General features: G+C 69.8%; 14 protein-coding genes and 1 pseudogene. 5 read left to right on the forward strand and 10 right to left on the reverse strand.

Going from position 1 to position 13,001, the window contains the following annotated elements; all coding sequences use genetic code 11:
* Nucleotides 1-130: 130 nt before the first annotated feature.
* Nucleotides 131-775, reverse strand: a complete 645-nt coding sequence (gene ribA, locus ACFV1W_RS32450) for a GTP cyclohydrolase II (RefSeq protein WP_380420829.1) — start codon at nt 773-775, stop codon at nt 131-133.
* 53 nt (nt 776-828) lie between these two features.
* A complete protein-coding gene (locus tag ACFV1W_RS32455; protein WP_380420830.1) occupies nt 829-1,542 on the reverse strand; it encodes a TetR/AcrR family transcriptional regulator in 714 nt (237 codons plus the stop codon).
* 203 nt (nt 1,543-1,745) lie between these two features.
* Between ACFV1W_RS32455 and ACFV1W_RS32460 the strand changes: the two genes are divergently transcribed.
* The 3 genes from ACFV1W_RS32460 to ACFV1W_RS32470 all read left to right on the forward strand — a co-directional run bounded on the left by ACFV1W_RS32460 (nt 1,746) and on the right by ACFV1W_RS32470 (nt 3,290).
* Entirely contained in the window at nt 1,746-2,255 is a 510-nt protein-coding gene (locus ACFV1W_RS32460) for a TetR/AcrR family transcriptional regulator (protein WP_380420831.1), read from the forward strand.
* A 70-nt stretch (nt 2,256-2,325) separates the two neighbouring features.
* Nucleotides 2,326-2,697 (forward strand): DoxX family protein, encoded by a 372-nt coding sequence (locus ACFV1W_RS32465; protein WP_380420832.1) that lies wholly within the window; start codon nt 2,326-2,328, stop codon nt 2,695-2,697.
* Between the two features lie 221 nt (nt 2,698-2,918).
* Nucleotides 2,919-3,290, forward strand: coding sequence for a twin-arginine translocation signal domain-containing protein (locus ACFV1W_RS32470; RefSeq protein ID WP_380420833.1), 372 nt, complete (start codon nt 2,919-2,921; stop codon nt 3,288-3,290).
* A gap of 521 nt (nt 3,291-3,811) precedes the next feature.
* Here ACFV1W_RS32470 and ACFV1W_RS32475 read toward each other — a convergent pair.
* The 5 genes from ACFV1W_RS32475 to ACFV1W_RS32495 form a co-directional block, all read right to left on the reverse strand.
* Nucleotides 3,812-4,603 (reverse strand): hypothetical protein, encoded by a 792-nt coding sequence (locus ACFV1W_RS32475; RefSeq protein WP_380420834.1) that lies wholly within the window; start codon nt 4,601-4,603, stop codon nt 3,812-3,814.
* A gap of 244 nt (nt 4,604-4,847) precedes the next feature.
* A complete protein-coding gene (locus ACFV1W_RS32480; protein WP_380420835.1) occupies nt 4,848-5,642 on the reverse strand; it encodes an alpha/beta fold hydrolase in 795 nt (264 codons plus the stop codon).
* A gap of 36 nt (nt 5,643-5,678) precedes the next feature.
* A complete protein-coding gene (locus ACFV1W_RS32485; protein WP_380420836.1) occupies nt 5,679-5,972 on the reverse strand; it encodes a winged helix-turn-helix transcriptional regulator in 294 nt (97 codons plus the stop codon).
* Between the two features lie 166 nt (nt 5,973-6,138).
* The gene (locus tag ACFV1W_RS32490) at nt 6,139-7,044 is read right to left on the reverse strand and encodes an NADP-dependent oxidoreductase (RefSeq protein WP_380420837.1); all 906 of its coding nucleotides are present in this window, start codon (nt 7,042-7,044) and stop codon (nt 6,139-6,141) included.
* A 91-nt stretch (nt 7,045-7,135) separates the two neighbouring features.
* Entirely contained in the window at nt 7,136-8,224 is a 1,089-nt protein-coding gene (locus ACFV1W_RS32495; protein ID WP_380420838.1) for an alkene reductase, read from the reverse strand.
* 277 nt (nt 8,225-8,501) lie between these two features.
* Between ACFV1W_RS32495 and ACFV1W_RS32500 the strand changes: the two genes are divergently transcribed.
* Nucleotides 8,502-9,017, forward strand: a complete 516-nt coding sequence (locus ACFV1W_RS32500) for a MarR family winged helix-turn-helix transcriptional regulator (RefSeq protein ID WP_380420839.1) — start codon at nt 8,502-8,504, stop codon at nt 9,015-9,017.
* Nucleotides 9,018-9,725: 708 nt separating this feature from the next.
* The gene (locus ACFV1W_RS32505; RefSeq protein ID WP_380420840.1) at nt 9,726-10,859 is read left to right on the forward strand and encodes a hypothetical protein; all 1,134 of its coding nucleotides are present in this window, start codon (nt 9,726-9,728) and stop codon (nt 10,857-10,859) included.
* Between the two features lie 63 nt (nt 10,860-10,922).
* Here the strand turns inward: ACFV1W_RS32505 and ACFV1W_RS32510 are convergent, their stop codons facing one another.
* From ACFV1W_RS32510 to ACFV1W_RS32520, 3 genes and pseudogenes are all read right to left on the reverse strand, one after another.
* A complete protein-coding gene (locus ACFV1W_RS32510) occupies nt 10,923-11,345 on the reverse strand; it encodes a hypothetical protein (protein ID WP_380420841.1) in 423 nt (140 codons plus the stop codon).
* Nucleotides 11,342-12,159: pseudogene (locus ACFV1W_RS32515) on the reverse strand (IS5 family transposase). Before ACFV1W_RS32515 ends, ACFV1W_RS32510 begins: the two are co-directional and overlap by 4 nt.
* Nucleotides 12,160-12,290: 131 nt before the next feature.
* Complete coding sequence (locus tag ACFV1W_RS32520; RefSeq protein WP_380420842.1) at nt 12,291-12,590, reverse strand: hypothetical protein; 300 nt, start codon at nt 12,588-12,590, stop codon at nt 12,291-12,293.
* Nucleotides 12,591-13,001 lie beyond the last annotated feature (411 nt).

Here is a 13,001-nt window from a genome sequence, read left to right on the forward strand (position 1 = left end):
GCGACAGCAGCCGCCGCATCCTGCGTGCCATCGACCCCGACGACCCCCGCCTCACCCCACGGACCGCCCTCTCATTTTGCGCGCTTGCGCCCGTCGGCATTTGTGATGATCCTTCGCGCGGTTCACGATGTCACGCGGCGCTGCAGGCCATGTCGCCAAGGGCGATGGTGTGGTTGGTGTGCCGGATCTTAGCCGCCAGGTACCGGGCGTTGTTCGCGGTGGCGTGCACGCCCGTCGGTGTCGTGCCGGCGATCGTGATGCCGAGGTCGCGCAGTTGGCGGCCCTTGTCGGGGTTGTTCGTCAGCAGGTCGATCTCGGTGATTCCCAAGGCCGTGAGCATCTGGGCGGCGGCGGTGTAGTCGCGTCCGTCTTCGGGCAGGCCGAGGGCGATGTTGGCCTGGTACGTGTCGAGCCCGGTGTCCTGCAGCGCGTAGGCGTCGAGCTTGTTGTACAGGCCGATGCCGCGGCCCTCTTGGCGCAGGTAGAGCAGCACGCCGCCGCCGGCGTTCTCGATCCGTTCGGCCGCCTCGCGCAGTTGCGGTCCGCAGTCGCAGCGGGCGGAGCCGAACACGTCGCCGGTCAGACACTCCGAGTGCATCCGCACCAGCGGCGTGACGCCTCCGGCCCGCTCGCCGAACAGCAGCGCGACGTGTTCGGCGCCGTCGACAAGGCCGTGGAAGGTGGCCGCCTCGACGGTGACGTGGTAGCCATCGGCGAAGCTCAGCGGTATGCGTACGCGGGTGCGCAGGGTGGCCGCGGGGATCTCGGTCGGCATGTTCGCTCCTTGATGGTGCTGTGGTCGTTCGTCGTCGCGGGTGTCGTGTTCGGTCACGTGTTGTCGTGGGCCGCGATGCGGTCGAGCCATTCCTCGAGCAGGCCTCGTTCGCGGTCGGTCAGCACGGCGGTGGTCTGCGGCAGCCGTGCCCGCAGCGCGATCGCGGCGGCGGCTGGGCCCGGGTCCGGTGCGGCGGGTTCGTCGAGCAGGATGGCCGCGGCCACGGCGTTCCAGGTGAGATCGGCGACGGCCGGGTCGCGACGCTCGGGTGGCAGTTGGAGTTGCGCGTTGACCAGGCCGAATACGGTGGCGCAGACGAGTTGCGCCGCGTGCTGCTCGCTCACCCGCAGCCGACCGGCCTCGGCGACCGGACGGAGCTGCTTGGCCACGGCGTCGGTTGCCGGTGCCGTATCCGGACGCGGGTCAGCCTGCATGGCGGCGTACAGGCCCGGGTGGTCGATGCCGAAGCGTACGTGCGCATGCCAGTTGGCGCGCAGATCCTCGACGGGGTCGCCGGAGCCGTCGCCGGGTAGCTCGTTCCGGAGGTACACGGCGCAGCCGACGGTCGAGGCGGCGTCCAGCAGTCCCCGTTTGTCGCCGAAGAGCCGGTAGATCGTCGGCGCGTTGGTCTCTGCGGCGGCGCACACCGCCCTGGTCGAGACCGCCGACACGCCGCCTTCCACCAGCAGGCGCAGTACCGCGGCCAGGATCCGGTCGCGGACGCTGCCGGTGTTCTCCTCGGTCAGTTCGGGGTTCTCCACGCTCATGTAGCAACGCTATCACGTGCGTGCTATCTTCGCTCCGAACATCGCTAAGCAGATAACGCTATCAGCGCTAACGAGAGGTGATCACGACTATCGAGGCGCGCGCCGTCCCTTTCGACCGCTACGGCGGACGCGAAGTGCCATTCATGCAGCTCGGACAGGAGCACGCGCACGGCAAGACCGTCCCGATCCCCTGACCCGGCATCATGCGACCGCGACGATCCGAGGCCGAGGAGTCCATCCTCGCCGCCGACATGGAACTGCTCTCGCAGGTGGGCTACGACCGGATGTCGTTGGATCTGGTGGCGCGGCGCGGCAAGGCGAGCAAAGCGACGATCTACCGGCGCTGGACCGGAAAAGCCGACTTCGTGCGCTGCGCGATCACCCGGCAGACGGGGCAGGTCATCGAGCCGTCCGAGCCGACCGGCACACTGCGCGGCGACTTGCTGGAGCTGCTGCGCGCCGCGCGCGGGAGCGCGCTTGACGCGTACCGATTGGTCGCGGGCTTCCCGCCGGTCGCAGAGCTCTACGACGAGGTGGTTCGCGCGGCGCGCGAGCAGGTGGCCGGCGCGTGCCTGACCGGCCTGTGCTCCGTACTCGGGCGGCCCGATTACGGTGCACGGCTCGCTCCAGCACGGCAGGTCCGGCTCGCCGTGCTGGTCTGCGCGCGGACCGGGCCTTCACCCCGGACACCGCGGTGGAGGACGCCTTCCTGACCGAGACCGTCGATGAGGTGCTGGTCCCGCTCATCACCACCTGGCAACGTACTGACAAGGAGACACATCAGTGAATACATTCATCTGGATCGTCCAGGGCGTTCTCGCCGTGGTGTTCGCCGCGACCGCCATCATGAAACTGGCCATGCCCCGCGAGAAACTCATCACCGTGTTCGCCTGGGTCGAGCAGTTCCCCGACGCCACGGTCAAGGCCATCGGCGCGCTCGAACTACTCGTCGGCCTCGGCCTGATCCTCCCGTCCGCAGTGAACATCGCCCCCGGGCTGGTCCCCTGGGCGGCTGTCGGCGGACTGGCCTTGGCCCTCGGCGGGACAGCGGTCCACCTGCGCCGCTCCGAGGCTCCGATAGCCGCCGTCAACATCGTCTTCATCGCAGGCCTCGTGCTGATCGCCTGGGGACGCTTCGGCCCGCACCACTTCTGACCGGACCCGCACCGTCATGACCACCGTCACCGCCGCCTGTTCGTCGCCACCGCCGTCCTCAGCGCGGCGGCGGACCCACCCTCGAAGTGAGAAGACCTCGAATGCGCTGGGCGAGCAGCCTTTCCGGAACCCGCCCGCACGGAGTCGAGATCGCGTGGCTCGGGCCCGACGCGGATCCGAGGACTGGGACGATCCCATCGAGACCGCCAGGAGGTACTAAAATGATCAACAACGTCCAGAGGCCCGCACTGTCCCGGCGCAAGCTGCTGACCGGCGCCGCCGCCGGTGGCACTGCAGTAGCCACCTCGATGACCCTGCCCAGCACCGCGGCGTACGCCGTCGACGATCCGGCCACGGCGCTACGCGCCGGCGATGCCGAGCACGCCGCGGCGCTGTTCGCACCGGACGCTTCCCTCACCGGCCTGGTCTCCCACGTCCAGGTCGCCGGACCGCGCAGCATCGCCTCGTTCCTCGGCAACGCCGGCAGTCAGCTTCCGTTCGTCGGACCGGGCACCGCCGTGCGGCACGTGGTCGGCGCATTGCCGGCGGTGGCTACGAATGGACCGCCACCGGACAGGTGCCTCGCGGCGTGAACGTGATCGAGCCGGCCCCGTGGGGAAAGATCACCAACCTCATGTCGATCTGGGACGGCGCCCGGGCCAGCGACGATCGGCCTCTGCACATCGCCGCCGCGGCCCTCGAACGCTGAGAGAACGCCCCGGCCGGCACATCCCGCGACCGCGAGAAGCTGCGCACCCACCGGCCGACGTGCCGGGCGGTTTGACCGCCCGGCACCAAGCCTTTCGTAGGCATCGGGCGTCGGTGTGGTGCGGTGTGGCATGGGTCAGTCCGGACAACCCCCGCCGCATCCAAAAACGCCTCGGCTACCTCAGCCCCATCGAGTACGAGGAGAAGCACTACGCCGACCAGACGACGACCGAACAAGTGAACCTGAAACCACGTCAACCCGCCCTGACCAGCTAGTCAGCCCCTCCCACACAGCGGGGGAACCTCACAGCAGCGGTTCCAGCACCGCCCACTGGGCGTCCGTCAGATCTCCCCGAGCCATGGAACGTGATCATCGCATGACCTTGATCCACTTCTGAAACAGGTCCTAGCGAGCTGTGAACTGCTTGAGTGTGTCGACCCACGTCGGGTCGCTGTTCCCGTTGGTACCGCCTCCCCAGATCACGACGCCCTTGGTCGTTTTCCCGCAGGCCGCCAATTCGTATGACCACGAGTCCGGGGGCAGGTACTTGCCCCCCATGGTGTGGCCGTCGTACTGGGGCCAGAGGAACGGGTAGACGGGCACCTTCGGGTTGATCTGCTTTGCCTCGTCCAGGACGCGGTCAAGTCTTGCCTGCCATTTGTCCTGGTCCGGGGACGAGGAGTAGAGGTCCGGGAAGAAGGCGTCCTCGTGTTCGGCCAGGGTCCGGGCCAGCGGGTAGTAACGAGGCTGCGTGTTGTCGAGCAGACCCCAGAAGCCGACCTGTTTGCCCGGCGCGGCCTCGTGGGTCCACTGCAGCAGGGTGGTGAGCTTCTGGAAGTGCCGCTGTGCTTCGTCGGGCGTGCCCGAGAGGTAGAGCGTCTCATAGTCCAGGACGAGTGGCCCCGGTGTACCGAGATGCTGGCGGACCAGCTGCTCGTAGGCCGCCTGCGGGGGGAGGTCCAGCTCGGCCTTGGGGCCGCCGTACGGGCCTCCAGGGGAGGGCTGTCCGGCCAGGGCCGCGACGGCGGACCCGTAGATGAGGTCCGCCTTGACCGCCCCCGTCTGCTGGAGGTCGAGATCCGCGTAGAACGTCGTGTCGTAGACGGTGAAGCCCGCGGGAGCACGGCCGACGCCGTACGTGGCGGCCGGGGCGGGCGCGGCGGGGGTGTTCGCACTGCACGCAGTGAGAAGGAGCACGGCGATCGCGCCTGCCGTCGTTCGAATTCGCCGCCCACGACGGGCTCTGTTCCTGGGCATGTGTTCTCCCCCTTCTGGGCCGCCGGCCGTTGATGTCACGCGGATGCGCGGGTGACGACGGCCGTGCGCCATATCGTCGATCCCGGTGCGGCTCCATTCGGAGCCGCACCGGGGGCTGTTGCGGGAATCACCCGCGCAGGGGCCAGTCCGGGTGGTGCCGGTGCCGGGACCCGCGCGGGTGTGGTCAGGCGTTGTGCTTGGCGAGGAAGTCGGTGATGAGGTTCTGCCACTCCTCGGGGCGTTCGACCATGGGCAGGTGGCCGGTGGGGATCTCCGCGAGCTGGGCACCGGGGATGGTCTCGGCGAGGTGGCGGTGCAGGGCGGGCGGCACCAGGTGGTCGACGGTGGTCGAGATGACCAGGGTGGGCACGCGGAGGGCGGCGAGGTCGCCGCGGACGTCGATCCGGGTGGCGAGTTCGGCGTGCTCGACGGTGCCGTCCGCGATGTCGGCGGCGGCGTAGGTGATGACCTCCTCCAGCTGCTCGGCGGGCATGGCCTCCAGGGCCTGGGAGCTGAGGGCGTGCGGGAACAGGAACTCGCTGACCAGGCGACGGTCGCCGGTGGCGGCGAGCTTGCCCCACACCCGGATGGTCAGGGCCTGCTGGTTGTTGGGATGCGCCATGGTGGCGGTCAGGACGAGCGCGGTGACCCGCTCGGGGTGGCGGGCGGCGGCACGGATCGCGACCGGCCCGCCGAGCGAGTAACCGTGCAGGGCGAACGTCTCCAGGCCCTCGGTGACGGCTGCGGCGACCAGCTGGTCGGCCATCTCGTCGATGTCCAGGGGGGTGGTGGAGCGGGGGGTCTCGCCGCTGCCGGGGTAGTCGACGCCGACGACGGTGTGATGGGCGGCCAGGCCTTCCAGGATCGGGCCGTAGGTGTTGCTGACGCTGCTGCCGGCGCCGTGGGCGAGGACCAGGCCCGGGCCGGAACCCAGGACGGTGCGGGCGTAGGTCGGCTCGGGAAGGGTGCGCTCGGACATGGGGCTTCCTTTGCGGTTGAGGTGTGGCGAGGTGGTTCAGGGTGTGCGCTGTCGGGACCAGGAGCGGAGCTGCTCCAGGGCGGGCAACAGGGCCCGGCTGTCCGGGGTGAGGGTGTAGCTGGCGGGCCCGGGCGGGAGCCGGTCGTGGGTGACGAGTCCGGCGTCGAGGAGTTCGCGCAGCCGGTCGGCGAGCATCTTGGTGCTGATGCTGCAGATGGCGGTGCGCAGTTCGCCGAAGCGGGCGGGCCGGGTGGCCAGGGTGTGGAGGATGAGGCCGTTCCACCTACGGCCGAGGACCTCGAACGCGGCGGCCAGGTCCGCGTCCGCCACGAGCGGTGTCGTGTGGGGATGCTGGCGAGTGCCATCGCGTTCGGCCTTTGCGTCGTACCGGTTGAGCTCGTTGGGGGTGGGGGCCGCAGCCGACTGAGGCGCGGGGCCGGCTGCGACCCGGGGGCCGACTCGCCCTTCCGACGATTGCGAGGCGGCGGTCTCGGGCTCAGGGCACCAGGACGGCCTTGCCCTGGTTGCGGTGGGCTTCCAGGTCGGCGTGGGCCTGGGCGGCCTGCGCGAGGGGGTAGGTGCGCCAGATCGGCACGGTGAGCCTCCCGGCGGCGGCCAGCTGCACCAGCTCCGGCAGCACCTGACCGCTCGGGTCGGGAGCGCCGACGCTGAAACGCACGCCATGCTGCTGGGCGGACATGTCAGCGATGGTGATCACCTTGGCCGCATCGCCGGTCAGGGCGACGGAGTCGGCGAGCACCCCGGCGCCGGAGGCGTCGAACACGAAGTCCACCCCGTCCGGTGCGGTGGCCTTCACCCGCTCCGGCCAACCGTCGCCGTAGCGCACGGCGGTGGCGCCGAGCGCGGTGACGCGCTCGATGTCCTTCTCGCCGACCGTGCCGACGACGGTGATGCCGCGGGCGACGGCCAGCTGCACCGCGATGAAGCCGACACTGCCGGCCGCGCCGTGGATCAGCAGAGTCTGGCCCGCCTCGACGCCGAGCTGACCGAGGACCCGGTGCGCGGTCTGGCCGACCGTGACCAGCGAGGCGGCGACCTCCCACGACAGGGCCGCGGGCTTGGCCACCGGACGCTCCAGCAGCGCGTACTCGGCGTAGCTGCCGCCGAGGGTGGCACCGAGGACCTCACCGCCCACCGTCACGTCGGCTCCCTCGCCGACGGCGTCGACGACACCGGCCGCGTCCAGCCCAGGCGTGACCGGGAAGCGCGCGGGGACGGCCTTGGCCATCAGGCCGGAGCGGATCTTCAGGTCGAGCGGGTTCACCGAGGCGGCCCGCACCCGGATCCGGACCTGGCCCGGGCCCGGCTCGGGCGGGGTGACCTCGGTCGGCCGCAGCACCTCGGGCGCTCCGTACTCGGAGAAGGTGATCGCAGTGGACATCGGGAACTCCTAGGTAGGACAGGGTGGAGGAAGGTGCGCGCTGTGACTCACCCTGTGGCCGGGAAGGCGGCCGCGTTGGTGGCCGGGCCGGTCAGGCGGTGAGGGTGGGGTAGTCGGTGAGGGTGGGGTAGTCGGTGTAGCCGCGGTGGTCGCCGCCGTAGAAGGTCGACTGGTCCGGGGTGTTGAACGGGCCGCCGGCGGCCAGGCGGGCCGGCAGGTCGGGGTTGGCCAGGAACAGCGCCCCGTAGGCGACCATGTCCGCCGTGCCGTCCTCGACCAGCGTCAGCGCCTCGGGCCCGGTGACGGCGGGGTAGGTGAACGGGTTGAGGACGAACGTGCCGGGCCAGGCCTTGCGCAGCCGTGCGGTCAGGTCGCGGTCCGGGCCTTCCATCAGGTGCAGGTAGGCCAGGTCCAGCCCGGCGAGCCGCTCGATCAGTGCCTCGTAGGTCTCGGCCGGCTGGGGCTCGGCGATGTCGTTGTACGGGTTGCCGGGTGAGATCCGCAGGCCCACCCGGTCACTGCCGATCGCCTCGGCCACTGCGGTGGCCACCTCGACGGCGAAGCCGATCCGGCCCTCGACGTCGCCGCCCCAGGCGTCGGTGCGCAGGTTGGTGTTCGGCGCGAGGAACTGGTGGACCAGGTAGCCGTTGGCGCCGTGGATCTCCACACCGTCGAACCCGGCCTCGATCGCGTGGTGGGCCGCGTCGGCGAAATCCGCGATCGTCTGGCGGATCTCCGCCTCGCTCAGTTCCTTCGGCGTCACATAGTCCTTCGGGCCCTCGTGGGTGAAGACCTGGCCCTTGGCCGCGACCGGCGAGGGCGCCACCGGTACCAGAGCGTCGGGCAGCAGGCTCGGGTGGCCGATCCGCCCGGTGTGCATCAGCTGCGCGAAGATCACCCCGCCCTCGCGGTGCACCGCGTCGGTCACCCGCCGCCACGCCGCCACCTGCCCTGCCGTGTGCAGGCCGGGGGTGTCGGGGTAGCCCTGGCCGACCGGCGACGGCTGGATCCCCTCCGTGATGATCAGCCCTGCCGCAGCGCGCTGCGCGTAGTAGGTCGCCATCAGCTCGGTCGGCTCCGCGCCGGGTCCGTAGGCGCGGCTGCGGGTCATCGGCGCCATGGCGATGCGGTTGGCCAGACGCTTGCCGCCCAGGTTGATCGGATCGAACGCAGTGGTCACGTGCTCAAGCCCTTCGAACGTGGTCGAGATGGCGGAGATGCCCCTTGTCGGTGTCCGCCGCAACCTCAATCGGATTACCTGTTCGAACAGTAAACTTCGAAGGTGCATTTCAGCAAACAACCGTGACGCCCGCCACAAAGCCCCGAGTACCGCCAGGTCTGACCTCAGCAGTCCGTCCGGCTGGCGGCCCTTCGGGCGGCAGGACGGCGCGGATCACGATGAGGGTGAGAGGTATCCTGTTCGAGCAATATTCACGAAGGCAGAGGAGAGCCAGACCATGACGGAGTCCGCAGCCAGCGCCGACGGCCGGTGTCCGGCCCCGGTGAACGGGGACATCCCTCTGCCCTCAGCCGCCAGTGGAGGACCGATCAGCCACGCGATCTTCCGGGTGGCCCGCACCCACCGCATGATCGCCGGACACCTCCTGCGCCGCGTGGGCCTGCACCCCGGCCAGGAACTGGTGATGATGCAGCTGTGGGAGCTCGGGCCTCAGCGGCAGGTCGACCTCGTCCGCCTGCTCGACTCCGACGCCGCCACCATGACCCGCACCATCCGACGCCTGGAGCACGCCGGCTTCGTGCGCCGCTCCCCGTGCCCCGACGACAAACGCGCCTCCCTCATCGAGGCCACCACCGCCAGCCACGCACTGCGCAAGGAAGTCGAGCAGCTCTGGCGCCAGCTCGAGGACGCCACCGTCGGCAACAGCACCGACGACGAGAAGGCCACCGTCCTGCACGCCCTGGAGGACATCGAGAACCGACTCACCCGCACCGCCGCCCAGCTCGGCACCTGACCGTGCCCAGTGCCCCAAGGACGCGGCATCCACGCCGAGGTCATGCAACAGCCCGTCCCAACCCGTTCTGCCGGTGACCCGCAGGGGGCGAGGAGGATGAGCTACTTCTCTCCGTGGCTCGCACGCGCGCTCGGCGCCGGGCATCCGCCGCATCCGCGCGGGCCTGCTTCGCTGCCCTCTCGGCCAGGCGCGCGGGGCAGAACTCCTCCTCCGTCCGGTGGTTCACCCCCCGGCGCAGCTTGCGGCCAGTGGGCCAGCGGGAGCCGAGGGCGTGGCGGCTTACGGTTCTGGGAGGCACGTTCAGGAGAGCCGCGAGCAGGAGGATCATCCCGCCGGGTGAGCAGCTCCGCCACCGGGCGGTTGCCCCAGCTGCCAGCGGAGTGGGCTGTCGCCAGTTTCTGAAATTCAAGAACCGTTGAGAGGGTGGTATGTGACGTGATGTCGCTTCTGTCAACATCGGATCGTGTGGGACTGCAGCATCCGTGCTGACCAGAGGGCTGAGCCGTGCTGGAGTCGAGAGCACCGAGCACTGCACAGAAAACCGATGTCGCCGTCCTCGGAAGGGCAATAGCTGATCGCACAATCCCACTGTCGCCGGGGCTCGTCACGTGGGTGTCCATGCCGTATCTGACGTTGGCGCTGCCCGGCTCACCCCGAGCTGGAGCATAATCAGGTGAGCTTGGATCGGCAGGCTGGCAGGATGCCGGGGTGGACGAGATCATCCGCGCCGCGGGCGCGCTGCTGGGCCAGTCTCTCCGGTACCCCGTCGATCTCGGCGGCAGCTCGCGGAGCACCGTGCTGCGCTGCCGGACCGCCACCGGCGGCAGCGTGATCGTCAAGGCGTTCGCTGATGATCCTGAAGCACGGCGCGCATACACCGGCGAGACGGCCGGGCTCTCGCTCGGCCTCGCCGGACCGGAGCTGCTCGCCGCGGACATTGAGCGACGGTTGCTGGTGATGGCGGACCTGGGGGACGTGCCCACCCTGGCGGACCTGCTGCTGGGCACTGATCCGAAGGCCGCCGAGCGCGGCCTGCTGGAGTGGGCTCGCGGCCTGGGCCGGCTGGCGGCCTGTTCAGTGCAGCGGCGCGCCGAGTTCGCGGCGCTCTGGCAGCACCACGGGCAGGGCCTGCCGAGCTGGGAGGACGAGCCGTGGCAGCGGCAGAACGTCGACGCCTTCCTCGACCTGCTCACCGAGTGCGGCTTGACTGCCCCACCCGGGCTGGCCGACGAGCTCACCGCGGTCGGCACCGCCGGCGGCGAGCGATACCCCGGCTTTACCCCGGGGGACACCTGCCCCGACAACAACCTGATCACCCCAGAAGGCCTGCGGCTGATCGACTTCGAGGCAGCCGGCTATCAGTCGGTCTTCCTGACCGCCGCCTACTGTCGGATGCCGTTCTCCAGCTGCTGGTGCGTCTACCAGTTGCCGGCCGACCTAGCCCAGCGGATCGAGGAGTGCTACCAGTTCGAGGTGGTGACGCAGTATCCGGACCTAGCCGAGGAGGAGCTCTGGCAGGCCGGGATGGCACAGGCGGTGGTGGTCTGGACGGTCGACACGACGCTGCGCCTACTGCGCCGCGCGCTGCCCCAGGACGGTCGGATGCACCGCACCCGCCGACCGGTGCCCACCCGTCGTCAGGTGCTGCGACACCGCTGGACAAGCGCGCTCCAGCTGACGGGGTATCCGGCCTTCACCTCGACCATGCGGCTACTGCTCTCCGAGCTTGCCGCGGGGTGGGATGTGCCCGAGCTGCCCGGCTACCCAGCGTTCCGCGCAGGCGCCGGACCCGAGGCCGTCCAGACGGTCAATTCCAGGGGACCTGAGACGGCGGGTGGGTGAAGTCGATGCCCGTGTCGCCATTTCGGTTGGGGCAAGCGGCCTGGTCACGGGCTCGCTGGGCAGCTATGGCCGTGGCCGGGTGAACAATCCCTGCTCGGTCTCGACCAGGATCCCGCGTTCGACCAGCCGCTTGAGCTTCAGGCGGACGTTGTTGACGTTGCTTGGCGCGATCTCCACGTCCATCGCCTCGCATACCGCCCGTGCCCGCAACGGTGCGTCGGCTGCGGCGAACACCGCCATGATCTGCCGGTAGGCCGGATGGTCCGGCAGCTTCGCGGGCGGCGGCGCGGGCGGCAGCGGATCGGGCAGCTCCAGCAGCGTCTTACGGGTGATCCGGATCTCCTCGGCGGCCTTGTCGAACCCGTCCAGCAGCGCGGTCAGCTCCGCGATCTTCTCCCGGAGCGCCTCAGCTTGCGCGGCGAGCTCCTGCTCCCGCTCCTCCAGCCGCACCAGCACCGCCCCCAAGGTCAGCTCCCCGCCGGTCATGCGCCGCGCCAGGTAGGGGCGGAGGTCCCGGTGAGCATCCTCGACATCCGGTCGCTTATGGCCCAGTACACCCTCGACTCGGCCGAGGCCGGCCGATGCTCGTAGTCGCGCGCCAGCCTGCGGTGCAGCATCAGGACCCCATTCGCCTGCTCCACCACCCATCGCTTGGGCCGCCGGGGTTGCGCTTCACGACTTCGACCTCGATGCCCACCTCCGCCCCGTGGTCCTTGACAGTGCTCTTGAACCCCTGGTCCGCCAGGGCCTTCTTCACGGTGCCCGGCTCGGTGCCGGCGACCACCTTGTCCAGCAGCGCGGTGCCGATGACGTTGTCGTGGACCGAGGCGGCCAGCACCACCACAGCGATCACCAGGCCCAGCACGTCAACGGCCAGTCCCCGCTTACGCCCCGGCACCTTCTTGCTCGCGTCCCGTCCGGTGGTGTCGGCCGGGACTCCGGCGGCGGCGTGCAGGCTCTGGGTGTCGAGCACCACCAGGCTGGGGCCGGCTGATCGGCCCCTGCTTTCCCGCGCCTGCCAGCGCAGCAGGTCGTGGATGGTCTGGTCGGTGCCGTCGTCGCGCCACTTGTAGAAGTAGTACTTCACCGCGCCGGCGGGCGGCAGGTCGTGGGGGAGGTAGTCCCACTGGCAGCCGGTGCGGGACTGGTACAGCAGGGCGTTGACGATCTCCCGCATGTCGTAGTTGCCCTGGTGGCCGCTGACCGAGCGGTGCCGGGCCTTCCAGGAGGTGATCACGGGCTCGATCAGGGCCCAGCGCTCGTCGGATAAGTCGCTCTTGTAGGACGGGCGGTCGCTCACGGGGGACACTCCGGCACGGCCGGGCCCTCTGGTCAGCGCGGATGCTGCAGTCCCCCACGATCCGGTGACGACAGATGCGACATCACGCCACATACTGCCCTCTTAGCTCGCCAGCCGCTCTCCAAGGAGTCCTACTGGGTGGACCTGTCCTTCCACCCGGCTTTGGCGCACTCTGCGACGATGGCCTGGAGGGCGTCATTGTTGATGCGCGCGATGACATCCGGCGGGGTCGTGATCCGCTCGGCGTTCTTCCTGATGCCGACGTTGTCGGCAAGCGGCCTGTCCGCGGCGAGGGCCGTGATGTCTCCCTGCGCGGCTTCCCCACAGATTTTTCGGTCACCATCGCTCAGCGCTGCCAGGTCGGACGAAGAACAGCCCACCGACACCATGACGGTGCAGACGGCGATGACGGCGGCGGCGGTGGTCCGCACTGATGAGGATGACATGAATACCTCCTGTGAGCAGTGGGATGGGGCCGATGGCGACGACAGAACCTGGGATGCGCCCGCAGCCGATGCGTCGGGCGCGAGGGGCCCCGCTGCCACCCAGCAGCGGAACACTGCGAGGATGCCGCGCTTCAGAGCCGCGGGGCGTCAATCGCTCGACTGAGATGTCCGTAAACCCTGGCTGTACGACGCGGGGCCGAGGCCAAATCCCTGCCGAAGTCCGTGCCCGGGTACTCCGTAAGCCTGGGGCGCCGCACGCTGCGTCCGTCCGCCTGCTGTTCGGGGCTGACGGGGGGCGTGACTGTCGGCAACGGGTGAAACGAGGACCACGGACAGCGGATCAAAAGCGGGTCACTTCGTGATCTCTTGATCATCCTGACTTCATGGGTAGCGGGA

Source organism: Kitasatospora sp. NPDC059648 (assembly GCF_042734825.1).
In the GTDB taxonomy this organism is placed as follows: domain Bacteria; phylum Actinomycetota; class Actinomycetes; order Streptomycetales; family Streptomycetaceae; genus Kitasatospora.

Excerpts from the sequence above, each read along its gene's own strand:
- ACFV1W_RS32470 (WP_380420833.1), top strand. The coding sequence starts at position 2,919 with ATGATCAACAACGTCCAGAGGCCCGCACTGTCCCGGCGCAAGCTGCTG.
- ACFV1W_RS32510 (WP_380420841.1), bottom strand. The coding sequence starts at position 11,345 with ATGACCGGCGGGGAGCTGACCTTGGGGGCGGTGCTGGTGCGGCTGGAG.
- ACFV1W_RS32500 (WP_380420839.1), top strand. The coding sequence starts at position 8,502 with ATGACGGAGTCCGCAGCCAGCGCCGACGGCCGGTGTCCGGCCCCGGTG.
- ACFV1W_RS32490 (WP_380420837.1), bottom strand. The coding sequence starts at position 7,044 with ATGTCCACTGCGATCACCTTCTCCGAGTACGGAGCGCCCGAGGTGCTG.
- ACFV1W_RS32480 (WP_380420835.1), bottom strand. The coding sequence starts at position 5,642 with ATGTCCGAGCGCACCCTTCCCGAGCCGACCTACGCCCGCACCGTCCTG.
- ACFV1W_RS32460 (WP_380420831.1), top strand. The coding sequence starts at position 1,746 with ATGCGACCGCGACGATCCGAGGCCGAGGAGTCCATCCTCGCCGCCGAC.
- ACFV1W_RS32455 (WP_380420830.1), bottom strand. The coding sequence starts at position 1,542 with ATGAGCGTGGAGAACCCCGAACTGACCGAGGAGAACACCGGCAGCGTC.
- ribA (WP_380420829.1), bottom strand. The coding sequence starts at position 775 with ATGCCGACCGAGATCCCCGCGGCCACCCTGCGCACCCGCGTACGCATA.